Source organism: Ruegeria atlantica, from assembly GCF_013033965.1.
Classification (GTDB): domain Bacteria; phylum Pseudomonadota; class Alphaproteobacteria; order Rhodobacterales; family Rhodobacteraceae; genus Ruegeria; species Ruegeria atlantica_D.
Genome location: NZ_WQFE01000009.1, coordinates 1 through 23,548, shown reverse-complemented (window position 1 = coordinate 23,548; position 23,548 = coordinate 1). Strand labels below are relative to the sequence as shown.

The following is a 23,548-nucleotide window of genomic DNA, read 5'->3' as shown; positions in this document are numbered from 1 at the left end:
GCCGCCTTTTTACTTTGCGGCAATCCGTTCCAGTTCTTCAACGTTGTCAGACACGAGCGCGTCTTCCGCTTCCGCGATCATCTCGGCAGGCCAGTCCCACCAGTTCAAAGCCTGTAACCTTTCAATCACTTCGGGGGCGAACCTAAAACGCCGAACTTCTGCTGGATTGCCGGTGGCAACGGCATAAGGCGGAATATCTCCGCGCACGACCGAACCTGCGCCGATGATGGCTCCGTTCCCGATCCGGGCACCCGGCAGGATCATCGCGCCATATCCGATCCAGACATCATGACCGATGACTGTATCGCGCGTATCCGGCTGAAACCCCGTCATCTGTTCTGTGTCAAAAATCGGAAATGGAAAACAAGTCAGCCCATCCATCGCGTGATTGGCCGAGGACGTAATGAAGCGAACCCCATGGGCGATCTGACAGAACTTTCCTAGCACCAGTCTTTCTTGTGAGAATGGAAAAAGATAGGGGGCCAACCGTGAAGCCCAGTCCTCTGGCGCATCGAAATCCGAAGCATAGCTGAAAGCTCCGGCCTGGAACCGGGGGTGGTCGACGGCTTGGGCCAGAAAGACTGTTCCCTTGTGGTCGGATCCATCAGGGAGGGTGATCGGGTATCTACGCGACGGGTCAGGCAGTGGCATCAGTCATCCGGTCGTGAAAGGCTGAATAGCTCGGTGACCACCGAATAGTCCCGGTACCCAAGCCGTGCCAGCGGTTGGAATGTTGTGACGTCGAACATACCGTCCTTCAGGCAATCGTCACGCAGATGCACACCTGTAACCTCTCCGAACACCACCCGATTGGCCTCGCCCGGCAGGGATACGATCTGGGTTAGCTTGCACTCCAGCGCTGCCGGAGCCCCATTGATCCGGGCACATGGGATGGTTTCGCATTCCACCGGTGTCAGCCCGGCATGTTCGAACTCATCGATACCCCTTGGCAGTCCGGCAGAACTGGCGTTCATAGCATCCCGATGTGCATGGGCCACGACGTTTACGCAGAACACTCCGGTTGCTTCGATATTAGCGAGGCTGTCTTTTGTGCCGTCCTGATCGTGTTTGATGCCGGTTGAGGCAAACATGACCTGCGGCGGGGTATAGGCCACGCCGTTGAAAAACGAGTATGGCGCCAGATTGTTGATCTCATCAGTATCACGTGTGGAAATCCAGCCGATCGGCCGAGGCGTGATAATGGCGTTGAACGGATTGTGCGGCAGGCCGTGGCCGTCTTCGGGGCGATAGAACATATGGTCTCCAAGCGTTTGCCCAAGGCGTACCGAAGTGCTAGGGCGAATGCCAGCTAGGAAAAGAGGGCAGGGTGCAGCAGTTCGTGATCAGGCCGGAAGAGCCGGATGATTGGTGGGAGGTCGAGGCACTTTACGACCTGTGCTTTGCGCCAGGGCGCGAGGCGCTGTCCTCGTATCGTTTGCGCGATGATATTCCGCCGGTTTCGGGCCTGTCACTTGTTGCGCGCGACGGGCAAGGTATTCTGGCCGGGGCAATCCGGTTCTGGCCCGTGCATGTGGGCGATCATGACGCCTTGTTGCTGGGTCCTGTGGCAGTGCACCCGACCCACCAGGGCGAAGGCCTGGGCGGGTTCCTGATCCACCGGGGGCTTGAGGCCGGTCGCGAAAAAGGGTGGCAAAGGGCTATGTTGGTGGGCGATGCGCCCTATTATGCACGTTTCGGCTTCGCCCGTCTTTCCGGCGTGGAAATGCCCCCGCCAACAAATCCGGACCGAGTTTTAGGCGTGGAATTGAGCCCGGGTGAATGGTCGAATGTGCGCGGCGCGGTCACACGCTGGATGCGCTGAGCTATTGAAACCATGCCATACAGCCCCGATGTTTACTGGCAGGAGGGTTCACATGCAGGACGTGCTTCTAGTCGAAAAGCTGGATACCGAAGCCGAACTGGATCGGTTGGCCAAGTTTTACAGAACAGCCGGAGGTCCGGGCGTTAAACTGTTGAACAGTTTAGGGGGTTCGGCAGAATCCTTACTGGAACAACTCCCTGTATCTGTACGAGAGGGGCTGACCGGGGCAACCGAGCAGGCGTTATGGCTTGCAATGCATGCGGCAGAAGAGTCGCGCCGGGCTGTTCCGGATCAAAAGCCATGGGTCAACACAGCTGTGGCAACGGCGATGGGGGCCGCTGGTGGCATGGGAGGCGTGTCGACCGCCCTGATGGAATTGCCCGCTACGACGGCCATGTTATTGCGTGCCATTCAGGGTGCGGCGTCCCGCGAAGGGTTCGATCCGTCCGAAGAAGGCGTAAAATTTGATTGCGTTCGGGTTCTGTCAGCGGCTGGTCCGCTGTCTTTTGACGATGGTGCTGATCTGGGGTTCTTTTCCGTCCGCCTGACGTTGACTGGCACTGCAATGCAAAAGCTGATCGCGGCGGTTGCACCGCGGCTATCCATCGTGCTGGGCCAGAAACTTGCGGCACAATCAATTCCGGTCCTGGGTGCGATCGCGGGGGGCGGTACGAATTACGTCTACACCCGTTACTATCAGCAAGTGGCACGCGTTCACTTCGGGTTGCGGCGACTGGCAATCGATGCCGACATACCGCACGAAGATCTGGTTCGGAAGCTGGCGGCACGCGTTTGATTTTTGTCTAACTGCTTGGAAGAAAATACTTCATATGGTATTCTAGTGCCATCTGACCGCTAAATGTATGAAAACGCAAAGGTCGGCGATTGAGGATGAAAGCAGTTGGAAAGGCGGCGCGGCGTGATCGATGCAAGGCGATCAGCGTGTCTGCAGGGAAACGAGCAGCACCTGCAGCTAATGCATCAATCGGCGGCCCTGTGCTATCGCATCAAAAATGGTCGGCTCAGGGTTTTGCTGATCACATCGCGCAAATCCAAACGTTGGATCATACCGAAGGGTTGGCTGATCGAGGATATGACACCGTCGCAAACCGCCGGGCGAGAAGCTTGGGAAGAGGCTGGGGTAAAAGGCAAATGCGCAAACAAGCCCTTGGGCCATTTCTCATATGTCAAACCTCGCAGCGGAAAGAGTTCAGTGTTTTGTCTGGTGGATGTCTTTCCCCTCTGTGTTAGGTCGATTTCTTCGGAATTCCCTGAACGGACCCAACGAAAGCGAAAGTGGGTTTCGCCCAAAAAAGCGGCCTCTTGGGTCAAATCGCCGGAACTGTCCCAATTGTTCCACAGACTCGGCCCAATTCTACACTGACTCGCCATTTGAAGGGCTTGATATTGCCATGGCTGTCAGTATCTATTTGCCTACCGGAAAATGGACGGACCATGATACAATATTCGCTGAAATGCAGCCGCGACCATACATTTGACAGTTGGTTCCAATCGGCCGCCGCTTACGACAAGCTCGCATCCACAGGTATGGTAACCTGCGTGGTATGCGGGGATGCGAATGTCGAAAAGGCCATTATGACACCCCGTGTTCGTCCGGCCCGCAATGCCAAGACCTCGGAACAGCAGGAAAAACCGATCGACGTCGCGACCCCGTCACCGGATATCGAGAAGGTGTTGGCCGACCTGCGCCGCAAGGTCGAGGAGAACTCGGACTATGTCGGGAAAGATTTTGCCAAAGAAGCGCGCAAGATCCATCTGGGTGATGCGCCCGAGCGCGCAATCTATGGCGAAGCCAAACCTGATGAGGCAAAAGCGCTGATCGAAGATGGCGTACCGGTTTCACCGCTCCCGTTTCTTCCCACCCGCAAAACGAACTGACGTATGCACATCGTCATCACTGGTGCCAATCGCGGAATTGGACAGGCCCTGGCGGATCGTTATCGCGCGAAAGGGCATGACGTGACCGGGACGGCACGGGACACCAGCGCTCAGGTTGTTCTGGATGTAACAGACCCGAAACAGCAGGCTGCCATGGCAGAAGGGCTTGCGGGTCGCCCCGTTGATCTGTTGATTTGCAACGCTGGGGTTTGTCTGGACAAGGGCCAAGGCATTGACGAGTACCCGGCCGACATGTGGGCGCAGAGCTTTGCGACCAATGTGACCGGCGTGTTTCTGACCGTGCAGGCGCTTTTGCCCAATCTACAAGCAGCGAAAGGCAAGATCGCCATCCTATCGTCTCAGATGGCGTCGCATACGCACGCGCCGGGCGGAAGCTATATCTATCGCGCATCCAAGGCGGCGGCGCTGAATCTGGGGCGTAATCTTGCGACAGACCTGCGCGCGGATGGCATCGCTGTTGGCATCTACCATCCGGGATGGGTGCAAACGGATATGGGCGGAGTCCAGGCTGATATCACCGGTGATAAGGCCGCCGCCGGGCTTCTTGACCGTTTTGGCGCGCTGTCGCTAGCCACAACCGGGTGTTTTGAAACCTGGGAAGGTCAGCCGCACGCTTACTGACGTTTCAAAGCCGCCGTGGGGATTTCGTAGACTTCATCGGGGTCGATGAAGACTACCGTGATGCCGCCGCGAGTTTCATAGCTGATCCGGGCGGGCGAGCTGCTGGAGCTTGGTACGCCGTCCGTGAAGTAGATACTGCGCACTTCGCCGCCACCCAGGCCCACAGCCAGTGTCGTAGTGCCGTCGTCATGATGACGCAGCTCGGCATTGCAGCTACTCAACGCCGCACCGCCTGTGGCGCAGGGCACCGTGCCCAAAGCATTCTTGCCGTCGGTTGCAGCCAGAGTAGAGACCTGTGCAACGGCGGGTGAGGACAATAGGACGAGGGCTGCGGCAACGCGGATCATGGAAAACCTCTGGGAATAAGTGTGGGTGCAGGCTGACAGCCTCTGTTTCGGTTGTAAAGCAGTCTGGTGCGGCCATCCAACCGGTTTTGAACTCTTGCCCTCAAGCCCCCCCTCGCATAAGACGCACGGGATCAGAAATCCAAGGCGCGGAGACACTTGCCCCCATGCCCTTACTCGTGATGAAATTTGGCGGCACTTCGGTTGCCAACCTTGACCGTATCCGCCGCGCAGCTAAGCGCATCGGCGTTGAGGTGGCAAAGGGCTATGACGTGATCGTCATCGTCTCGGCTATGTCCGGCAAGACAAATGAGCTTGTGGGCTGGGTCGATGAGACGTCACCGCTATACGATGCGCGCGAATATGATGCCGTCGTGTCCTCGGGTGAAAACATCACCGCTGGTCTGATGGCGCTGACTCTGCAGGAAATGGATATCCCAGCCCGCAGCTGGCAGGGTTGGCAGGTTCCGCTGATGACCACGAGTGCCCACAGCCAGGCCCGGATCGAGGAAATTCCGACCGACAACCTGAACCAGAAATTTGGCGAAGGCATGAAGGTTGCCGTTGTCGCCGGGTTCCAAGGCATCAGCCCCGAAGGCCGTATCACGACCCTGGGCCGCGGTGGGTCGGACACAACTGCCGTGGCATTTGCCGCCGCCTTCGGTGCCGAGCGGTGCGACATCTACACGGACGTTGACGGTGTCTATACCACCGACCCGCGCATCTGCGAGAAGGCCCGCAAGCTGGACCGCATTTCGTTCGAGGAAATGCTGGAACTGGCCTCGCTGGGGGCAAAGGTGCTGCAGACCCGTTCGGTCGAACTGGCGATGCGCTACAAGGTGAAACTGCGCGTTCTTTCAAGCTTTGAAGAACAATCCGATGAGGCCGGTACGCTGGTCTGCGATGAGGAGGATATCATGGAATCCAATGTTGTGGCCGGTGTGGCCTATTCCCGTGACGAAGCCAAGATGACTGTTGTCTCGGTGGCTGACCGCCCGGGCATCGCGTCGATCATCTTTACCGCGCTCAGCGACGCGGGCGTGAATGTCGATATGATCGTGCAGAACATCTCGGACGAAGGGCGCACGGACATGACCTTCTCCTGCCCCACCGATCAGGTGGCCCGCGCCGAACAGGCATTGCTGGCGATCAAGGACGCGGGTGAACTGAACTATGCCGAACTGGTTGCGGATCAGGATGTCTGCAAGGTTTCGGTCGTGGGAATCGGCATGCGTTCGCAATCGGGCGTGGCGGCAAAGATGTTTAAGGTACTCTCGGATGAGGGGATCAACATCAAGGTCATTACAACCTCTGAGATAAAAATTTCCGTCCTTGTAGATAGGAAATACATGGAACTTGCTGTTCAGGCACTGCATGATGCCTTTGAACTGGATAAGGCGGCCTGAGCATTTCAGCCAAAGGTCTCGCCTGACTGTGTAAATTGGGTGGGCTATGGCGGAAGGCACCGAAACAGAATCCCGTAAGCTGCTGGGCCGGCTGCGCGAAGAGATGGCGAGCGAAGCCGCCGGTCAGGAACGTCTTGACCGGATCACGCATCTGATTGCTGACAGCATTCGGGCCGAAGTGTGCTCGATCTACTTGTTCCGGGATGCAGACACCCTTGAGCTTTGTGCGACCGAGGGATTGTCGCCAGAGGCAGTTCACAAAACACGTATGCGGTTGGGTGAGGGCCTTGTGGGTCGCGTTGCGCAATCCGGTAAGGTCGTGAACACTGCTGACGCGCCGTCGACCAAAGGGTTCCGGTATATGCCGGAAACCGGGGAGGAGCGGTTTTCATCCTTCATCGGGGTGCCGATCCAGCGGTTGGGCGAAAAGCTGGGCGTATTGGTTGTGCAATCCCGTGATGCGCGTGAGTATTCCGCCGATGAGGTCTATGCGCTGGAAGTGGTCGCCATGGTTTTGGCCGAAATGACCGAACTCGGCGCCTTTGTGGGAGAAGGCGCAGCGCTTTCGCCCCGCCACCAGCAATCCGTGCAGTTCAGTGGTGGCCCCGCGCAGGAAGGATCGGCCGAGGGGCACGTATGGTTGCACGAACCACGTGTCGTCGTCACAAACCCGATTGCCGATGATCCCCACCGCGAACGCGAAAGACTAAGCGAGGCTGTCGATGAGCTGCGCGTGGGTGTCGACAAGATGCTGGAAATCTCGCAGGGCGGCGACAAGGAACAACTCCAGGTTCTGGAAGCCTACCGTATGTTTGCCAATTCCAAAGGCTGGATGCGCCGGATGGAAGAGGACATTGCCCTGGGCCTTAGCGCCGAGGCAGCGGTTGAGAAAGAACAGTCGCAAGCTCGCGCTCGCATGGGACAGGTCACCGACCCCTACCTGCGGGAACGGCTTGCCGATCTGGATGACCTTAGCAACCGGCTTTTGAGAATCCTTACGGGGCAGGGCGCCACCAACGGGGCCGACCTGCCGCCCGATCCGATCCTGATTGCGCGCAATATCGGGCCCGGAGACCTTTTGGAATATGGCAGGTCCCTAAAGGGGATTGTTCTTGAAGAGGGCTCGGTCGGCAGTCACGCAACCATTGTGGCCCGGGCTTTGGCGATTCCGCTTGTGGTTCACGTTGGCCACATCACGACAGAGGCGCTGAACGGCGACCAAATTCTGGTGGATGGGGATCAGGGCATCGTACACCTGCGCCCTGAAGAGACAGTTGTAAGTGCGTTCCGCGACAAAATCGCAATGCAAGCCAAGGCGCAGGAACGCTATGCTTCGATCCGCGATACTCCAACGGTCACGCGCGATGGCGAGCGGATAAACCTTGTCATGAACGCGGGCCTGATGGCCGACCTGCCGTCGCTGGGCAATTCCGGGGCCGAAGGTGTCGGCCTGTTCCGCACCGAGCTTCAGTTTCTGATCCGTAATCAAATGCCAAAGCGGTCCGAGCTTGTGACGCAATATCAGCGTGTTATGGACGCTGCAGGCGACAAGCGCGTGGTGTTCCGCACGCTGGATATTGGCTCGGACAAAGTTCTGCCCTACATGAAACATGTGGAAGAGCCGAACCCCGCCCTGGGGTGGCGCGCCATCCGTGTCGGCCTAGACAAGCGCGGCGTGATGCGGATGCAGTTGCAGGCCCTGATGCGCGCTGCGAACGGTCGCCCGTTGACGTTGATGTTCCCATTCGTCGCGCAGGCTGACGAGTTCCGCGAGGCCAAGTGGGAGGTCAACAAAACCATCGAGCGCGAAAAGCGTTTGGGTCATGAACTGCCACAGTCGATCGAAGTTGGCGCAATGCTGGAGACACCGTCGCTCGCATTCGCACCGCAGAAGTTTTTTGACGAAGTCGATTTCGTCTCGATCGGGGGCAACGACCTGAAACAGTTCTTTTTTGCTGCCGACCGCGAAAACGAGCTGGTGCGCCGTCGCTATGACACACTGAATGTCAGCTTCCTCAGCTTTATCGAGCGGATTGTCGAGCGCTGCAATATCTCGAATACGCCGTTGTCCTTCTGCGGCGAGGATGCCGGGCGACCGGTGGAGGCACTTTGTCTTGCAGCCATGGGTATTCGGACCCTGTCGATGCGCCCGGCGTCAATTGGTCCGGTCAAAAGTGTGCTTTTGCGCGCCGATCTGCAATCGCTGCGCAAGATCATCGCTGACGCCCGCCATCGTGGAGAGCAATCGGTTCGGTCCTCGGTTATGGAGTGGTTGCGGAATCAGGGTTGATTTTCCAGCTGCGCTTCCCTATTCAGTGCCTGAATGTTAGCGGTAACAATGCCCGCATCGCAAGGACCCATGATAGTTTCGCCTTGAACGATGCCAGCAGATTTAAAGGAGCCCATAGATGGTTTCACGCGTAATTCCGGTACACCCGTTCGATCTGGTGTTATTCGGTGCGACCGGTGATCTGGCGCAGCGCAAGATTTTACCTGGGCTCTATCATCGGTTCGAAGTTGGCCAGATGCCCGAAGACGCCCGGATCATCGGCACGGCCCGGTCTGACATGGACAACGATGGGTTCCGCAAGCAAATACGCGACTCGATGAAAGAGTTCGCGCCAGCGTTCAAAAAAGACGTTTTGGATCAGTTCCTTAGTCGCGTTGAATATGTTCCCGTCGATGCAATGGGTGACTCCGGCTGGAAAGATCTTGCCAAAGCTCTGCGTCCTGATGTCGTGCGCGCGTTCTATCTGTCTGTTGGTCCCAGCCTTTTCTCTGGTATAGCAGAACGGCTTAGCGATCATGGCATGGCGACGCCCGACAGTCGCATCGTGGTCGAGAAACCCTTTGGCCACGACCTCGCCTCGGCCAAGGCCTTGAACGCCGGGCTGCGGGCCTGCTTTGAAGAGCATCAGATTTACCGGATCGACCATTACTTGGGGAAGGAAACGGTACAGAACCTGATGGCGTTGCGCTTTGCCAACTCTTTGTTCGAACCTCTCTGGAATGCGACCCATGTCGATCATGTCCAGATTACGGTAGCCGAGACCGTTGGTGTCGAAGGGCGCGGTGCCTATTACGATCAGTCCGGTGCGATGCGGGACATGGTGCAGAACCACCTTGTTCAGCTCTTGTGCCTGACCGCGATGGAGCCTCCGTCCAAGTTTTCACCCAACGCGGTGCGTGACGAAAAGGTCAAGGTGATCGAGGCACTGGAGCCGGTCGCTTCGTCTGACATCGCGCGCGGCCAGTATCGTTCGAGCAAGGGCGGTGATGGTTACTTGGATCATGTTGGCAACGCGGCGAGCCGCACCGAGAGTTATATTGCGCTCAAGGTTCATCTGGGAAATTGGCGGTGGGCGGGCGTGCCGTTCTATCTGCGAACCGGCAAACGCCTGCGGGCGCGGGAATCGGAAATCGCGGTGTTTTTTCGTGACCCACCGCATACGATCTTTCCCAATGTCGGCCCTCTGCACGGCAACGTGCTGGTGATCCGTCTGCAACCGGACGAGGGGATCACCCTGCGCACAACGATCAAGGAACCGGGGCAGGGTGGGTTCCGCCTGTCAGATGTCGCGCTGGACATGAGCTTTGCCGAGGCACTTGGGGATGGGGCACAATCGCCGGATGCATATGAGCGCCTGGTGATGGATGTTATTCGGGGCGACCAGACCCTGTTTATGCGCGGGGACGAGGCTGAAGCGGCCTGGGCCTGGGTTGATCCCATTATCCAGAGCTGGGAAGATCGTGGCGACCGTCCGGCAAAATATGATCAGGGCAGTTCCGGCCCCGAAGAAGCACTGATGCTGATGCATCGCGATGGACGCCGCTGGCGTCAGATCGGAGGGTAGTCATGGTTCATTCCGTCATCACCGACGTCACTCAACGCATCATCGAGCGCAGCGCCGACCTGCGCGGCCCACATCTTGAGCGTATGGAACATGCCCGTTCCAAGGGTCCGGCCCGCGCGCATTTGTCATGCAGCGGTCAAGCCCACGCCTATGCTGGCGCGGGTGAGGATCAGCAATCCATGGCCACTGGCACGGCCGGGAACCTGGGCATTGTGACCGCCTATAATGACATGCTTTCCGCCCACCAACCCTTTGAGCGTTATCCCGGATTGATCCGCGACGCGATCCGCGCCGCGGGTGGCACCGCACAGGTCGCTGGCGGTGTGCCAGCCATGTGTGACGGCGTCACACAGGGCGAAGCGGGAATGGAGTTGTCTCTGTTTTCGCGCGACGTGATTGCCCTGGCCACCGGAGTGGCGCTAAGCCATAACACGTACGATGCTGCCGTTTTTCTGGGCGTCTGTGACAAGATCGTGCCCGGTCTGGTCATTGGGGCGCAGGCGTTTGGCCATCTGCCCGCTGTCTTCCTGCCAGCCGGCCCGATGACCAGCGGTCTGCCCAACGATGAAAAAGCCAAGATTCGTCAAAAATTTGCCGCCGGTGAAGTGGGGCGCGACGAGTTGATGAAGGCAGAAATGGCCGCCTATCATGGCCCTGGCACCTGCACCTTCTATGGCACTGCAAACACCAATCAGATGCTGATGGAGTTTATGGGGCTGCACCTGCCAGGCTCTAGCTTTGTCAATCCCAACACGCCGCTGCGGGATGCGCTTACTGAGGAAGGCGCGCGCCGTGCCCTTTCTCTGAGCGCGCTGGGCAACCACTATACGCCGGTCTATCAGGTTCTGGATGAGCAGGCGTTTGTGAACGGAATCGTGGGCCTGATGGCCACGGGGGGGTCTACGAACCTGCTGATCCATCTGATCGCAATGGCGCGAGCTGGTGGTATCGTGCTGGATTGGCAAGACTTTTCCGATATTTCCGCTGTCGTTCCCTTGGTTGCCCGGGTTTATCCGAACGGTCTGGCCGATGTGAACCACTTCCACGCGGCGGGTGGTCTTGGGTATTGCATTGGCACGCTTCTGGAAGACGGGCTGCTGCACCCCGACACGCTAACCGTCGCCGGACAGGGCCTGCATAATTACACCAAGGAACCCAAACTGAAGGATGGCGAACTGGTCTGGGAGGACGGTGCGGGCCACAGTCTGAACGAAAAGATCGTCCGTTCAGCCAAGGACCCATTCCAGCCCACTGGCGGATTGTCGCGCCTGACCGGCAATCTGGGCACCGGCGTGATGAAGGTTTCGGCCGTCGCGCCTGAACATCAGGTGGTCGAAGCACCTGTGCGCGTGTTCCACGATCAGGGTGAGGTCAAAGCCGCCTTTAAGGCCGGGGAGTTCACGGATGACGTTATCGTGGTCGTTCGGTTTCAGGGACCCAAGGCCAATGGCATGCCCGAGCTGCACTCGCTGACGCCGATCCTGTCGATCTTGCAGGGCCGTGGGCAAAAAGTGGCGCTTGTGACAGATGGTCGTATGTCTGGTGCGTCCGGCAAAGTTCCTGCGGCGATCCATGTTTGCCCCGAGGCGCTGGACGGCGGACCGATCGCTTATCTACAAGATGGCGACATCCTGCGCGTCGATGCGGTGAAGGGTGAGTTGGAGATTCTGACTTCAGGTGTTCTGGACCGTACGCCCGCCACCGCTGATCTGTCAGCCAACCAACACGGCGTGGGGCGCGACCTGTTCGGCACATTCCGCCATAACGTCGGTTCGGCCGATACCGGCGCCAGCATTTTCGGAGCTTGATCCATGTCCAAAACCCAACGCACGCGTGAAATCTGCGCTTTGGCGCCAATCGTTCCCGTCCTTGTCGTTGATGACGCGGTTCAGGCACGTCCCCTGGCCGAGGCTTTGGTCGCGGGTGGCTTGCCCGCTCTCGAGGTTACGCTGCGCACCCCCGCTGCGCTCGACGCGATCCGCGCGATGGCGGATGTGCCGGGCGGCGTCGTCGGTGCCGGTACTTTGGTCACGCCCGAAGATGTACGCGCCGCGAAAAAAGCAGGGGCGCAATTCGGAGTTTCTCCTGGTGCCACCGACGCTCTGATCGCGGCTTGCGAGGCCGAACGCCTGCCCTTGTTGCCAGGTGCCGCCACGGCCAGCGAAGCGATGCGCCTTCTGGAAAAGGGCTACGACATGCTCAAGTTCTTTCCAGCCGAGGCATCGGGTGGTGCACCCGCGCTGAAAGCAATCGGTGCGCCGTTGCCGCAAATCAAGTTCTGTCCAACCGGCGGCGTTTCGCCCGAAAATGCAAGAGATTACCTGTCGTTGTCCAATGTGGTGTGCGCGGGCGGCAGCTGGGTTGCGCCGAAACAGATGGTCACCAGCGGGGATTGGGCCGGTATTGAAAACCTTGCGCGCGCGGCCTCCAAGCTGATGGATTGACGCCGTCTAAAGCTGCGCTAGGGTGGGCGTCAATTCATACAGGTTGATCCCATGACAGACCCCATTTCCTTGGCGCACGGGCGCGAGTATCTGGCGATTCCAGGACCTTCGGTTATCCCGGATGCGGTTTTGCAGGCCATGCACCGCCCGTCGCCAAATATCTACGAGGGCGAGCTGATCGAGATGATGCCCGCGCTGACACGCGATCTGTGCCGCGTGGCCCGGACCGCGCATAGCGTCGCCATCTATATCTCCAACGGTCACGGAACGTGGGAGGCCGCGCTGTCCAACGTCATCGCACCCGGCGAAACCGTTTTGGCACCGGCCTCGGGTCGGTTCACCCAGGGCTGGGCCGAGATGGCCGAGGGGATTGGAGCAAAGGTTGAATTGATCGACTTTGGCTCGTCCTCAGCGTGGGACTTCGACCGTATTGCCGAGGCGTTGCGTGACGACAAGGCCCACAAGATCAAGGCAGTTCTGGCGGTTCACGTGGACACTTCAAGCTCGATCCGGAATGACATTCCAACGCTACGCGCCTTGTTGGACGATCTGGGGCACCCGGCGCTATTAATGGCTGATTGCATTGCCTCGCTGGGGTGTGACCGGTTCGAAATGGATGCCTGGGGCGTCGATGTCATGGTCACAGCCTGTCAGAAGGGTCTGATGACACCCGCAGGCACTGGCTTTGTTTTTTTCAACGACAAAGCGCAGGCCAAGCGCGCTTCAATGCCGCGCGTCTCGCAATACTGGGACTGGCAGCCACGCGCCAACCCTGAATTGTTCTATCAGTACTTCAACGGCACCGCGCCAACCCATCACCTCTATGGCCTGCGTGCGGCATTGGATATGATCCATGCCGAGGGAATGGAACAGGTGTGGGCGCGTCACGAGCGCCTTGCCACGGCAATCTGGGAAGCGTGTGAGATATGGGCGCAAGGTGGTGCGCTGCATCTGAATGTCGCTGATCGTCGACATCGCAGCCGCGCTGTCACCGCCTTGCGGCTGACCGAGGGGCGCGGGACACCGTTGCGCAAGTTCTCCGAAAACCAATTTGGGTTGACCCTTGGTATTGGCCTAGGGATGGAGGATTGGGACGGGTGCTTCCGCCTCGGTCACATGGGCCACATCAACGGCCAGATGGTCATGGCCATGTTAGGCGGCGTGGAAACGGCTATGGCCGCGCTGGACATTCCGCGCGGCAAAGGCGCACTAGAGGCTGCGGCCGCGGTGCTGGCGTCGACAGGTTAGCGCCGCGCATCGGCAAGCGCTTTTGGCAAGGCTGCGGCAAAGGCATCCAGATCAGTTGTGTCACCGCAGCTGACGCGGATACAGCGATTTTGGGGAGCGGCAAAGGGCATACGGACGAAAATGCCCTGCGCGACCAGCGAGTCCAGAACAGCCTTGGCAAAGGCACCATCCTGCCCACAGTCAATGGCGACGAAGTTGGTTGCCGAGGGCAGGGGTGCCAATCCGTTTTCTTGGGCAATCAGGCTGATCCGCTCACGCGCTTCGGCAATTCTGGTCTGCACATGATCCAGCCACGCCGCATCTTTCAGCGCGGCCAGAGCACCGGCTTGTGCCGCTCGGTTCATGCCGAAATGGTTACGCACTTTGTTAAAGGCTGAAATCAAACCTGGCGCGCCGATGGCGTAGCCAACTCGCGCGCCGGCCATGCCGTAGACCTTGGAAAAAGTCCGCATCCGGATCACCCGAGGATCGTCTGCTGCTACCGGGGCAGCGGTACCCTCGGGCGCGCATTCCACATAGGCTTCGTCCAGCACAAGCAGGCAGCCACCGGGTAAGATGTCCAGCGCTGCCACGATATCCGCTCCGGAATGCCAGCTACCCATCGGGTTGTCAGGATTGGCCAGATAAACCAGCTTGGCGTCCACCTCACCCGCCTTGGCGAACAGAGCTTCCGGGTCTTCGTGATCGTCGCGATAGGGCACCTTGTGGAGCGTTCCTCCGAACCCTGCGACGTGGTAGTTGAAAGTCGGGTATGCCCCATCTGACGTGACAACCGCGTCTCCGGGTCCGACCAGTAACCGCACCAGATACCCCAACAGCCCATCAATCCCCTCGCCAACCACGATGTTTTCCGGCTTCACTCCATGGTGTTTCGCCAATGCAATACGCAGATCGTGGTTTTCCGGGTCGCCATACATCCATATTCCCGTATCCGCCATTGCCGCAATGGCCTGCGGAGAGGGTCCAAACACGCTTTCATTTGCGCCCAGCCGCGCCACAAAAGGCGAGCCGCGCTGACGCTCCTGCGTTTCGGGGCCAACAAATGGCACGGTTGCTGGTAGGGATCGGGCAAGCGAGGTAAAGCGAGGCTCAGTCATGGGGGCAGATAAACGTAAGGTCACGCTACAGGCAAGCTTGCGCTGCAGGGTGCCGCTCCGCATTGTTCGCGTAACGATAAAGGGAGGAGCGCACATGCGCATCGTTTTGGGCCTGTTGATTGCCGGTCTCGCATATCTTGTGTTCTGGCCGATCCCTGTTCAGCCTGTGGCATGGACCCCACCCGAAGCACCAGGTTTTGCTGGTGATTTTGCGGAAAACAATGCGTTGGATCTGCTAAAGCTGGTGTCGTTGCCTGACGGTGAGATAGGCCCCGAGGACATTGCGATTCTGCCCGACGGGTCTGCGTACACGACTAGCTTGTCCGGGGCGCTGTACCGGATAGACGGCGAGGCCCCGGTGAAAGTTGACGACTTCGGCGGTCGGCCATTGGGCCTGACAGCCGCTCCGGATGGTGCGCTTTACATCGCCGACAGTTTCCAAGGCATCATGCGATGGACCGGTCCCGGAACGCTGGAGCCTGTTGTGTCCGAGATAAACGGCGCGCCGGTGATCTATGCCAATCAACTGGATGTGGCGCAGGACGGGACTATCTATTTCTCAAACTCGTCTGATCGGTTCGACCCCGAAACGATGGGCGGGACCAAGCCGACCTCGGTCCTGACCATCTGGGAGCAATCGGACACCGGTTACGTGGCCCGCCATGCGCCCGATGGCACGACCGAGAAACTGGCCGAAGGATTTGTCTATACAAACGGCGTCGCGTTGTCGCCGGATGAGGACTTTCTTCTTATCGCAGAAACCGGGCGCGCACGGGTACATAAGCTTTGGCTGACAGGCCCGAAGGCGGGACAGCAAGAGGTGTTGATGGAAAACTTGCCCGGCTATCCCGACAATATCGAGGCGCAGGGCGATGGCACGTATTGGATGGCCTTTGCCAGTCCGCGCGTGCCAAGCGAGGCGCTGATGCCATACCCTTTCCTGCGAAAGGTGATCTGGCGGCTAGGACCGATGGTGCGACCGGCGCCGATCCATCGCGGGATGATGGTGAAATTTGATGGCGAGGGGAACATCCTGCAAACCTTGCAGGATCCCGACGGCCGGCTGGGCATCACCACGGGTGGCAAGGTTGTGGGCGATCAGTTCTATGTTATGACACTGGATTCACCCTGGTTCGGGCGCATGCCTGCGGTAAATTTGCCCTAACGTTGAGGTGGAACTGTCCGGGCCTTCCGGGCATGGTACTTCAAACCGGAACTGGGAGGCCTGACATGTCACGCGTATCCGTCGAATACAAAAACCACATCGCCCATGTCACGCTGACTCGCGGCGAAAAGATGAATGCGCTGGATGATGCGATGATAAAGGCCATCATCTCTGCAGGGCAGGAGGTCGCCGCATCGGACGCCCGCGCTGTTGTGCTGTCGGGTGAAGGCAAAAGCTTTTGCGCGGGTCTGGACATGGCAAGCTTTGCAAGCATGGCGCAAACCGACCCGACCGAATGGTTGATGACCCGCAGCCACAGTGACGCCAATGAGGTGCAAGAGGTTGCTTTGGTTTGGCAGCGGGTGCCTGTTCCTGTCATTTGCGCCATTCAGGGTGTCGCTTATGGCGGCGGTCTGCAACTTGCGTTGGGTGCCGACATCCGGATAGCACATAGCGAGGCCAAACTCGCCGTGATGGAGATGAAGTGGGGTCTGATCCCCGACATGGGCGGCATGGTTTTGCTGCCAAAGCTTGTGCGGTCGGACGTATTGCGCCTGTTGACCTATACGGCTCGTCCCATTGGTGCCGTGCAGGCGGCAGAATGGGGGCTGGTCACCAAGCTGTCGGATGATCCGCTGACCGAGGCACTGGCATTGGCTGAAAATATCGCGGGCCAAAGCCCGTCGGCCATTCTTGCGGCCAAACGCCTGATCGAAGTCTCCGAAGCCAAACCTCGCGCCGAGGTGCTGTTGGAGGAGTCGGCAGAGCAAGCTGAGCTGATCGGCAAGCCGGATCAGATGGAGGTCATTGCGGCAAATCTGCAAGGTCGCAAACCAGAATTCAAATGACCTCGCCCCCCGTCACCCGTTTGATCCTTTACGTCAAGGACATCGACAAGATGGTGCGTTTTTATGAGACGCATTTCGGCTTTTCGGCGCGCCAACTCGAAGGGGACCGGATAGTCGAGCTTGTGCCCGCCGAAGATGGGTTGCGTCTGCTGCTGCACCCTGCCAGCAAGGCTGCCCGCCAAGGGCAAGCGGCGGTCAAAATCGTATTTGATGTTGCGGATGTTGCTGAATTCTGCAGGAAAGCCGGGAGACGGGGGTTGAAATTCGGTGCGATCCACCAAGCGGATGGTTACAGTTTCGCGAATGCCAAGGACCCGTCTGGAAACTCGATTTCCGTTTCCAGTCGAGCATTTGCCGCCGGAAGTTAACGCATAAATGCCCGCCGTGCGTCACGTGCCATGTTGTAACGCATTTCAAGCTCGGCAATTTTTGCCATGGTAGCCTTACGCTCGTCAGGGTCGGTCTGCGACGCATAAGCTTTTCGGGCGGCATCCAGCTCTTTTTTGATGCTGAACTCTTCGGGAAGAACGCCCGCCTGCGCCATGATCCGATGACCGGCGGCCAAGGCCGGATCCGCCTGAGCCTCGGATGAACGATCAGGTAGGGGACGGCCTTCGCCCTCCAGTCCATCAAACTGGCCTTCGGCCTGCGCCTTTTTGATCTGTCGTTCGATCAGTTTTCCGAGCGATCCAAGCATAGCTGCATAATACTCCGCCAGAACAACGGGGAACAGACGTCATTTGGAGCGGTTGGTAACTAGATAAACGATGCCGCCCGCCGCCAAACCCCAGACAGCAGCGCCCAGGCCGAAGACAGTGATGCCCGACGCGGTGATGGCGAATGTCAGGACCGCTGCTTCGCGCTCAGCGGGTACCTCCAGCGCAGCGAAAGTCGCGTTTGCCATCACACCGATCAGGGCAATTCCGGTCAGCGTACCCATTAGTAGCGGGTCGGCGTGGGCGGCAAAACCCGTGATAGCAACGGCAAACACACCGAAGATGCAGTAGAATACGCCCGCCATAACCGCTGACCAATAGCGCTGGTGCGGATCCGGGTGGCTGTCCTCATTCGAACACATCGCTGCGGTGATTGCGGCAAGACACGTTGCGGGAGCGCCAAAAGGCGCGGACAAGATACTGGCACCTCCGACGGCAGAAAACAACTTGCCTGCGAGAGGCGTGTAACCAAAGCTGCGCATCACTGCGATGCCGGGGATGTTTTGCGTGGCCATTGTCACGATGAACAGCGGGATACCAATCCCCACGATCGAAGCGACCGATAAAGTTGGCATGGTCCAGACCGGGGCGGCGACCAGATGCTCGGGCCGGACCGAACCGTCACTTGCGTTCAGAACAACGACGATTGCCGAGGCAACCACTGCGGCCGGAACAGCAATCAACCGGTTAAACCGTCCTGCGATAAACCATGTCAGGATGACGGGCAGCGCCTGCCATGGTACCTCAACCGCCGCCTTGAACGGAATGATACACAATGGCAGCAAAACCCCGCCCAGCATAGCCTGCGCCAGTGTGGTCGGAATAGCCGCCGCCAACCGCCCAAGTGGACGCCACATTCCTGCAAGAACGGTCAATGCTCCGGCACAGAGAAACGCGCCAACCGCCCCCGAGAAGCCTAGGGCGGGGGTTGCCGAAACCGCGAGCAACGCGGCACCCGGCGTGGACCAGGCTACGCTAATCGGCTGCTTGTACCAAAGGCTGAGAAAGATCGCTGCAAGCCCCATCGCAACAGCGGCCATCATCAAGCCGGATGCGGCCTCAGCCTCCGACGCATCCATTGCAACAAGGCCCTGCAGCACTATCGGGAAAGAGCTGAAAAAACCCACGACCGCAACCACAAGGCCAGTCGAAATTGTCCGCACAGGGGGAAAGGGATGCGCCATCACTGCCTCAAAATCATCTGTAGAACTTGCTAACAATCGCAAGCTGCTGGGAACAAGGGGAAAAGCCTTCAGACAAATGAAAACCCCGCCAGCAGAAGCGAGGCGGGGTTCGGGTTTTTGAGTATTTTAAAAAGGTGAAGGTCAGGTGATTTCCGCCAAACGGGCGAGGGCTTCGTTCAGTTTCGCCTCTTCTTCTTCGCGGGTGGCAAGGTTGGCTTTGGCTTCCGCGACGACCTCTTCCGGGGCTGAGGCCACGAACTTCGGGTTGTTCAGGCGTCCGCGCAGACCGCCCAGTTCCTTGGCCAGCTTGCCCTTGGCTTTCTCCAACCGTTCCTTTTCCGCGCCGATGTCGATGATGTCCGCCAGCGGAAGGCCGAAGGACGCGCCCGGAGCGGCGATCGAGATGGTGCCTTTGGGCAGTTCATCAGCCTTGGTCAGGCTGTCGATCCGCGCAAGGCGTTTGATCAGCGCCTCGTTGCGGTCCCATGCGGCTTGCCCATTCGCGTCGATCTCGGTCACCAGCATCGGCACGTAAAGACCGGCCGGAACCCGCATCTGTGCACGGGCCGAGCGGGTGTTTTCGACCACCGAAATCACCCAGTTCATCTCACGATCCGCATCCGCGTCGATCAGGTCGGCGGCGGCATAGGTCGGCCAGTCGGCGTGGACGACCATCTTCGCGCGGCTGCCGGTCAGGCCCCACAGCTCTTCAGTGATGAAAGGCATGATCGGGTGCAGCAGGACCATGCACTGATCCAGAACCCAGCGCATGGTGGCGCGGGTTTCGGTCTGTGCCTCGGCGTCGTCGCCCTGCAGCAGGGGCTTGGACAGTTCCACATACCAGTCGCAGACCTTACCCCAGACAAAGGCGTAGAGCCCGTTGGCGGCATCGTTAAAGCGATAGCTTTCCAGTGCCGCATCGACTTCTTCGCGCACACGGGCGGTCTCGCCGATGATCCAGCGGTTCACGGCGGCTTTGGGCTTCAGGTCGGCCACGTCCAGTTGCGGGACAGAGTCGGTGAAGACCTCATTCATCTCGGCAAAGCGGACCGCGTTCCACAGCTTGGTGCCAAAGTTTCGATAACCGGTGATGCGCTCGCGGGACAGTTTTAGCACGCCGCCAATGGCTGCCATCGAGGCGTTGGTAAAGCGCAGCGCGTCGGCACCGAATTCGTCCACGATCTCCAGCGGGTCGATGACATTGCCGGTGGTCTTGGACATCTTCTTGCCCTTCTCGTCGCGAACGAGCTGGTGCAGGTAGACGGTGTGGAACGGGATCTCGTTCACCACAGCCAGTTGCATCATCATCATCCGGGCGACCCAGAAGAACAGGATATCCGCGCCGGTGATCAGGACATCGGTCGGGAAGTAGCGCTTAAGCTCTTCGGTCTCTTCGGGCCAGCCTAGCGTGCCGATGGGCCAGAGGCCGGAGGAGAACCAGGTGTCAAGGACGTCTGGGTCACGCCAGACCGGGTAAATCAGTTTGGTCGGGTCCTGTTCGACGGCATACTGCGCAAGGCTCTCAGCGAACCGATGCATTGCATCGTGTTTGTTCTCAACTTCAACAACAGTTGCGTGGCTCAGCGGGCTGGGAATGTCGGCATTGTCATTAAGGAATTTTTCGGTGACCGCCTCAAAAGTAGGTGCACATTCCATGACGCTGCCACGTTGCAACATGCCGCCTTCATTGAGCAACCGGCCCAGTTCTACCAGATCAAGATCGCCGTCATTCTCATCATCGATGAAGTTCTCTGCGGATAAATCAAGGCCGTACCAAACCGGAATTTGATGCCCCCACCACAGCTGGCGCGAGATACACCAGGGCTCGATGTTTTCCAGCCAGTGGTAATAGGTCTTCTCACCCGATTCAGGAATGATCTTGACCGTGCCATCCTTGACCGCGTCCAGCGCGGGGCCGACGATCTTTTCGGCATCCACGAACCACTGGTCGGTGAACATCGGCTCGATGACCACTTTTGAGCGGTCACCGAAAGGCTGCATGATCGGTTTGCTCTCGACCAGCGGGACCAGCTCATCTGCACCCTCAGCTTCGGGTTTCAGGGCAGCCGAGCCAAGACGCGGGTCATCCGCGCGGGTCATGACAGCCAGACCGTCAGCGTTGATCTCTTCCACGACCTTCGCACGCGCTTCGAACCGGTCGAGCCCGCGCAGGTGATCTGGGACCAGGTTGATCGCGTCGATCTCGTTCTCGGTGAACTCACGTCCACGCGCATATTCCTGCGCCTTATCGGCCTCTTCGGCGTAGGGTGCACCATCTGACCGCATTGCGCCTTTGGTGTCCATCAGGCGGTACATCGGAATGCCACCGCGCTTGGCCACCTGATTGTCGTTGAAGTCATGTGCACCGGTGATCTTCACCGCGCCCGAGCCGAAATCGGGGTCCGGGTAGTCATCGGTGATGATCGGGATCTGACGGCGGTGTTCCTTCGGACCAACCGGGATTTCGCAGAGTTTGTCGACGATTGGCGCGTACCGCTCATCCGAGGGGTGAACCGCAACCGCGCCGTCGCCCAGCATGGTTTCTGGGCGGGTCGTGGCAATCGAGATGTAATCGCGTTCTTCTTCGAACACGACGTTCCCGTCTTCATCCTTCTCGATATAGGTGTAGGTTTCACCACCAGCCAGCGGGTACTTGAAGTTCCACATATGGCCCGCGACTTCGATATTCTCGACCTCAAGGTCCGAAATCGCGGTTTCGAAATGCGGGTCCCAGTTGACCAGCCGTTTGCCGCGGTAGATCAGGCCCTTTTCGTACATGTCGACGAAGACCTTAATGACGGCATCGTGGAAGTTCGCAGAATTCTCATGCCCTGTGCGTGGATCACGCGGAGCACCGGCCATGGTGAAGGCATTGCGTGACCAGTCACAGCTCGAACCCAGACGCTTGAGCTGTTCTATTATCGTGCCGCCATATTCGCCCTTCCATTCCCAGACCTTGTCCAGAAACGCCTCGCGGCCCAGCTCGTTCCGGCTGGGCTGTTGAGTGGCGGCCAGCATTTTTTCCACCTGCATCTGGGTGGCGATGCCCGCGTGGTCCTGACCGGGCTGCCACAGCGTGTCGAACCCGCGCATCCTGTGCCAGCGGGTCAGGATGTCCTGCAGGGTGTTGTTGAAGGCGTGGCCCACGTGCAAAGCGCCCGTCACGTTGGGGGGCGGGATCATGATGGTGAAACTTTCGTCGCGCGATTTGTTCGCGCCCGCCGTGAAGGCTCCGGCCTGTTCCCAGGCCTTGTAGATGCGGGCCTCGGCCTCGGCCGCGTTGAATGTCTTTTCCATCGCCATGGGGTGCGTCCTGCGTCATCAATCTCGGGTCAGCGCCTGCAATAGCGAATGCGCAAGGGAAGGGGAAGGGTCGTGTGCTATTCGGCTTGGGCAAAACGTGCGTGAAAGTAGTCCTGCACCAACTGATAAGCTGGTCCGTGGAAATCCAACGTTAGCAGAGAGTGACCTTTGCCGTCGAACTCGACGGTGTCCAGGTGTTCGCCAAACGCCGCTTTCAATGCGCGCATCAATCGCCGAGGGGCGAGCTTGTCATCGGTGTAACGCATAGCCAAACCCGGCCCTTTCTGCGCCATGCCCGCTCGGGCATTGCCTACATCCAGGGGGTTCATGTGCAGGTTGTCACCACCGAAAACCGGCAGGGCGGGTTGGCTGGCCACTCCGCCCAAAACAGCGTCTTCAGCCATCAGTGTCAGGGCAAAGCTTCCCGTCAGGCACATCCCGATTACACCGACGCCAACGGCTTCGTCTCGTGATTTGATGTCTGCCACTAATGCGCGCATCCAACCGGCTATCGGGCTTTGGCGACCTTTCAAGAACATGTTGAACTCGCGCCGGACACAGAATAACCGCGCGGCGTTTCTGGCCATCGTGACCTGGCCAAACTTTCCGAACATATGAGGCAGGTAGACGCGGAAACCGGTATCATTCAGCCGCTGCGCCAGATCCAGCGTTTCTGGTCCGATCCCCGGTAGTTCCTGCAGGATCAGGATTGGGGGGCCTTCTCCGCCCACGTAAACATCATGTGTTACTTCGCTGCCATCGGTCAGCGGGGCCGTGAACGGAAATGCGGTATCATGTTCCCATGTCATGAAGGGCAGGCTAACGGAAGCAACGCTCTCGATACACTGAAAAACCAACTGTTTGTCTGGACATCGTGTGCGGGCGGGCTACGGTCGCCTTTGGGATCGCGCACGAGGGTAATTTCATGGAAAAGTTCGGCAAAAGCCAATCCGTCAAACGGACCGAAGACCAGCGCTTTCTGACTGGGCAGGGGCGGTACATGGATGATGACGTACCTGCCGGCGCTCTGTTTGCTGCATTCTTCCGCAGCCCGATTGCGCATGGTCATATCACGGCGCTTGATCTTGAGGCTGCGCGAGAGGCTGATGGCGTACGCCTTGTCATGGCGTTGGATGATCTGGCGTCCGCGGGGATCGACACGGTTATGAACGCCGCGACTGTTCCGAACCGGGATGGCTCTCAGACAGCGGCACCCGACCGGCATATGCTGGCCAAGGACCGCGTGCGCTTTGTGGGTGAACCCGTTGCTGTCGTAATTGCCGACACGTTGACCCAGGCCCGTGATGCTGCTGAGATGATCTGGATGGAAACGGATGGCCTGCCTGCGAAGCTGGACGTGGACGTCGGTGGTGAGATGTTGCACCCGCAAGCTCCTGACAACCGGGCTTTTGACTGGGGATTGGGCGATGAAGCCGCAACCGAAGCCGCCTTTCAGGCGGCTGCGCATACCGTTTCGTTGGATGTTGCTGACAACCGGGTGATCATCACCTCAATCGAACCAAGATACGGTAATGGGGCTTTACGCTACTCATTACCGTTGGTGATTGCTCTGATT

At 58.9% G+C, this 23,548-nt stretch carries 22 protein-coding genes and 1 pseudogene; 15 read left to right on the top strand and 8 right to left on the bottom strand.

The window, feature by feature from the left end; genetic code table 11:
- Nucleotides 1-9: 9 nt before the first annotated feature.
- Both GOW16_RS15605 and GOW16_RS15600 read right to left on the bottom strand, forming a co-directional pair.
- Nucleotides 10-651 (bottom strand): CatB-related O-acetyltransferase, encoded by a 642-nt coding sequence (locus tag GOW16_RS15605; protein WP_170416646.1) that lies wholly within the window; start codon nt 649-651, stop codon nt 10-12.
- A complete protein-coding gene (locus GOW16_RS15600) occupies nt 651-1,256 on the bottom strand; it encodes a flavin reductase family protein (protein WP_170416644.1) in 606 nt (201 codons plus the stop codon). The genes GOW16_RS15605 and GOW16_RS15600 overlap by 1 nt, the downstream gene beginning before the upstream one ends.
- Nucleotides 1,257-1,327: 71 nt before the next feature.
- Here GOW16_RS15600 and GOW16_RS15595 point away from each other — a divergent pair, with 71 nt between their 5' ends.
- The 5 genes from GOW16_RS15595 to GOW16_RS15575 all read left to right on the top strand — a co-directional run bounded on the left by GOW16_RS15595 (nt 1,328) and on the right by GOW16_RS15575 (nt 4,363).
- Complete coding sequence (locus GOW16_RS15595) at nt 1,328-1,822, top strand: GNAT family N-acetyltransferase (RefSeq protein WP_170416642.1); 495 nt, start codon at nt 1,328-1,330, stop codon at nt 1,820-1,822.
- Between the two features lie 52 nt (nt 1,823-1,874).
- Nucleotides 1,875-2,618, top strand: coding sequence for an EcsC family protein (locus GOW16_RS15590; RefSeq protein WP_170416640.1), 744 nt, complete (start codon nt 1,875-1,877; stop codon nt 2,616-2,618).
- Nucleotides 2,619-2,798: 180 nt separating this feature from the next.
- Nucleotides 2,799-3,206: an NUDIX hydrolase gene (locus GOW16_RS15585; RefSeq protein WP_170416995.1), complete on the top strand. Its 408-nt coding sequence runs from the start codon at nt 2,799-2,801 to the stop codon at nt 3,204-3,206.
- 71 nt (nt 3,207-3,277) lie between these two features.
- Nucleotides 3,278-3,721: a DUF1178 family protein gene (locus tag GOW16_RS15580; RefSeq protein WP_170416638.1), complete on the top strand. Its 444-nt coding sequence runs from the start codon at nt 3,278-3,280 to the stop codon at nt 3,719-3,721.
- 3 nt (nt 3,722-3,724) lie between these two features.
- On the top strand, nt 3,725-4,363 hold the full coding sequence (locus tag GOW16_RS15575) for an SDR family NAD(P)-dependent oxidoreductase (RefSeq protein WP_170416636.1): 639 nt from the start codon (nt 3,725-3,727) through the stop codon (nt 4,361-4,363).
- Here GOW16_RS15575 and GOW16_RS15570 read toward each other — a convergent pair.
- Entirely contained in the window at nt 4,357-4,710 is a 354-nt protein-coding gene (locus GOW16_RS15570) for a hypothetical protein (RefSeq protein WP_170416634.1), read from the bottom strand. The genes GOW16_RS15575 and GOW16_RS15570 overlap by 7 nt on opposite strands.
- Nucleotides 4,711-4,874: 164 nt before the next feature.
- Here GOW16_RS15570 and GOW16_RS15565 point away from each other — a divergent pair, with 164 nt between their 5' ends.
- The 6 genes from GOW16_RS15565 (at nt 4,875) to GOW16_RS15540 (ending at nt 13,659) form a co-directional block, all read left to right on the top strand.
- Entirely contained in the window at nt 4,875-6,113 is a 1,239-nt protein-coding gene (locus tag GOW16_RS15565; RefSeq protein WP_170416632.1) for an aspartate kinase, read from the top strand.
- A gap of 46 nt (nt 6,114-6,159) precedes the next feature.
- Entirely contained in the window at nt 6,160-8,403 is a 2,244-nt protein-coding gene (gene ptsP, locus GOW16_RS15560; RefSeq protein WP_170416630.1) for a phosphoenolpyruvate--protein phosphotransferase, read from the top strand.
- A 118-nt stretch (nt 8,404-8,521) separates the two neighbouring features.
- Complete coding sequence (gene zwf, locus GOW16_RS15555; protein ID WP_170416628.1) at nt 8,522-9,967, top strand: glucose-6-phosphate dehydrogenase; 1,446 nt, start codon at nt 8,522-8,524, stop codon at nt 9,965-9,967.
- Nucleotides 9,968-9,969: 2 nt separating this feature from the next.
- Nucleotides 9,970-11,775 carry a phosphogluconate dehydratase gene (edd, locus tag GOW16_RS15550; protein ID WP_170416626.1) on the top strand — a complete coding sequence of 602 codons (1,806 nt, stop codon included), beginning with the start codon at nt 9,970-9,972 and terminating at the stop codon, nt 11,773-11,775.
- 3 nt (nt 11,776-11,778) lie between these two features.
- Nucleotides 11,779-12,411 carry a bifunctional 4-hydroxy-2-oxoglutarate aldolase/2-dehydro-3-deoxy-phosphogluconate aldolase gene (locus GOW16_RS15545; protein ID WP_170416624.1) on the top strand — a complete coding sequence of 211 codons (633 nt, stop codon included), beginning with the start codon at nt 11,779-11,781 and terminating at the stop codon, nt 12,409-12,411.
- A gap of 51 nt (nt 12,412-12,462) precedes the next feature.
- Nucleotides 12,463-13,659, top strand: a complete 1,197-nt coding sequence (locus GOW16_RS15540; protein WP_170416622.1) for a pyridoxal-phosphate-dependent aminotransferase family protein — start codon at nt 12,463-12,465, stop codon at nt 13,657-13,659.
- Here the strand turns inward: GOW16_RS15540 and GOW16_RS15535 are convergent.
- Nucleotides 13,656-14,756, bottom strand: coding sequence for a pyridoxal phosphate-dependent aminotransferase (locus GOW16_RS15535; protein ID WP_170416620.1), 1,101 nt, complete (start codon nt 14,754-14,756; stop codon nt 13,656-13,658). The two genes, GOW16_RS15540 and GOW16_RS15535, sit on opposite strands and share 4 nt — an antisense overlap.
- 94 nt (nt 14,757-14,850) lie before the next feature.
- Here GOW16_RS15535 and GOW16_RS15530 point away from each other — a divergent pair, with 94 nt between their 5' ends.
- From GOW16_RS15530 to GOW16_RS15520, 3 genes are all read left to right on the top strand, one after another.
- Nucleotides 14,851-15,921 (top strand): SMP-30/gluconolactonase/LRE family protein, encoded by a 1,071-nt coding sequence (locus GOW16_RS15530; protein WP_170416618.1) that lies wholly within the window; start codon nt 14,851-14,853, stop codon nt 15,919-15,921.
- Between the two features lie 65 nt (nt 15,922-15,986).
- Nucleotides 15,987-16,769: a crotonase/enoyl-CoA hydratase family protein gene (locus GOW16_RS15525; RefSeq protein ID WP_170416616.1), complete on the top strand. Its 783-nt coding sequence runs from the start codon at nt 15,987-15,989 to the stop codon at nt 16,767-16,769.
- Nucleotides 16,766-17,137 carry a VOC family protein gene (locus tag GOW16_RS15520; RefSeq protein ID WP_170416614.1) on the top strand — a complete coding sequence of 124 codons (372 nt, stop codon included), beginning with the start codon at nt 16,766-16,768 and terminating at the stop codon, nt 17,135-17,137. The genes GOW16_RS15525 and GOW16_RS15520 overlap by 4 nt, the downstream gene beginning before the upstream one ends.
- Here the strand turns inward: GOW16_RS15520 and GOW16_RS15515 are convergent.
- The 4 genes from GOW16_RS15515 to GOW16_RS15500 form a co-directional block, all read right to left on the bottom strand.
- A complete protein-coding gene (locus GOW16_RS15515; protein WP_170416611.1) occupies nt 17,134-17,466 on the bottom strand; it encodes a DUF1992 domain-containing protein in 333 nt (110 codons plus the stop codon). The genes GOW16_RS15520 and GOW16_RS15515 overlap by 4 nt on opposite strands.
- 39 nt (nt 17,467-17,505) lie before the next feature.
- On the bottom strand, nt 17,506-18,705 hold the full coding sequence (locus GOW16_RS15510; RefSeq protein ID WP_302478080.1) for a benzoate/H(+) symporter BenE family transporter: 1,200 nt from the start codon (nt 18,703-18,705) through the stop codon (nt 17,506-17,508).
- A 105-nt stretch (nt 18,706-18,810) separates the two neighbouring features.
- On the bottom strand, nt 18,811-21,972 hold the full coding sequence (locus GOW16_RS15505) for a valine--tRNA ligase (protein ID WP_170416607.1): 3,162 nt from the start codon (nt 21,970-21,972) through the stop codon (nt 18,811-18,813).
- A 77-nt stretch (nt 21,973-22,049) separates the two neighbouring features.
- On the bottom strand, nt 22,050-22,781 hold the full coding sequence (locus GOW16_RS15500; RefSeq protein ID WP_170416605.1) for a dienelactone hydrolase family protein: 732 nt from the start codon (nt 22,779-22,781) through the stop codon (nt 22,050-22,052).
- 116 nt (nt 22,782-22,897) lie between these two features.
- Between GOW16_RS15500 and GOW16_RS15495 the strand changes: the two are divergent.
- Nucleotides 22,898-23,548 (top strand): annotated as a pseudogene (locus GOW16_RS15495) (xanthine dehydrogenase family protein molybdopterin-binding subunit); the annotation flags it as partial.

Excerpts from the sequence above, each read along its gene's own strand:
- GOW16_RS15605 (WP_170416646.1), bottom strand. The coding sequence starts at position 651 with ATGCCACTGCCTGACCCGTCGCGTAGATACCCGATCACCCTCCCTGAT.
- GOW16_RS15600 (WP_170416644.1), bottom strand. The coding sequence starts at position 1,256 with ATGTTCTATCGCCCCGAAGACGGCCACGGCCTGCCGCACAATCCGTTC.
- GOW16_RS15590 (WP_170416640.1), top strand. The coding sequence starts at position 1,875 with ATGCAGGACGTGCTTCTAGTCGAAAAGCTGGATACCGAAGCCGAACTG.
- GOW16_RS15585 (WP_170416995.1), top strand. The coding sequence starts at position 2,799 with ATGCATCAATCGGCGGCCCTGTGCTATCGCATCAAAAATGGTCGGCTC.
- GOW16_RS15580 (WP_170416638.1), top strand. The coding sequence starts at position 3,278 with ATGATACAATATTCGCTGAAATGCAGCCGCGACCATACATTTGACAGT.
- GOW16_RS15575 (WP_170416636.1), top strand. The coding sequence starts at position 3,725 with ATGCACATCGTCATCACTGGTGCCAATCGCGGAATTGGACAGGCCCTG.
- GOW16_RS15570 (WP_170416634.1), bottom strand. The coding sequence starts at position 4,710 with ATGATCCGCGTTGCCGCAGCCCTCGTCCTATTGTCCTCACCCGCCGTT.
- GOW16_RS15565 (WP_170416632.1), top strand. The coding sequence starts at position 4,875 with ATGCCCTTACTCGTGATGAAATTTGGCGGCACTTCGGTTGCCAACCTT.
- ptsP (WP_170416630.1), top strand. The coding sequence starts at position 6,160 with ATGGCGGAAGGCACCGAAACAGAATCCCGTAAGCTGCTGGGCCGGCTG.
- zwf (WP_170416628.1), top strand. The coding sequence starts at position 8,522 with ATGGTTTCACGCGTAATTCCGGTACACCCGTTCGATCTGGTGTTATTC.
- edd (WP_170416626.1), top strand. The coding sequence starts at position 9,970 with ATGGTTCATTCCGTCATCACCGACGTCACTCAACGCATCATCGAGCGC.
- GOW16_RS15545 (WP_170416624.1), top strand. The coding sequence starts at position 11,779 with ATGTCCAAAACCCAACGCACGCGTGAAATCTGCGCTTTGGCGCCAATC.
- GOW16_RS15540 (WP_170416622.1), top strand. The coding sequence starts at position 12,463 with ATGACAGACCCCATTTCCTTGGCGCACGGGCGCGAGTATCTGGCGATT.
- GOW16_RS15535 (WP_170416620.1), bottom strand. The coding sequence starts at position 14,756 with ATGACTGAGCCTCGCTTTACCTCGCTTGCCCGATCCCTACCAGCAACC.
- GOW16_RS15530 (WP_170416618.1), top strand. The coding sequence starts at position 14,851 with ATGCGCATCGTTTTGGGCCTGTTGATTGCCGGTCTCGCATATCTTGTG.
- GOW16_RS15525 (WP_170416616.1), top strand. The coding sequence starts at position 15,987 with ATGTCACGCGTATCCGTCGAATACAAAAACCACATCGCCCATGTCACG.
- GOW16_RS15520 (WP_170416614.1), top strand. The coding sequence starts at position 16,766 with ATGACCTCGCCCCCCGTCACCCGTTTGATCCTTTACGTCAAGGACATC.
- GOW16_RS15515 (WP_170416611.1), bottom strand. The coding sequence starts at position 17,466 with ATGCTTGGATCGCTCGGAAAACTGATCGAACGACAGATCAAAAAGGCG.
- GOW16_RS15505 (WP_170416607.1), bottom strand. The coding sequence starts at position 21,972 with ATGGCGATGGAAAAGACATTCAACGCGGCCGAGGCCGAGGCCCGCATC.
- GOW16_RS15500 (WP_170416605.1), bottom strand. The coding sequence starts at position 22,781 with ATGACATGGGAACATGATACCGCATTTCCGTTCACGGCCCCGCTGACC.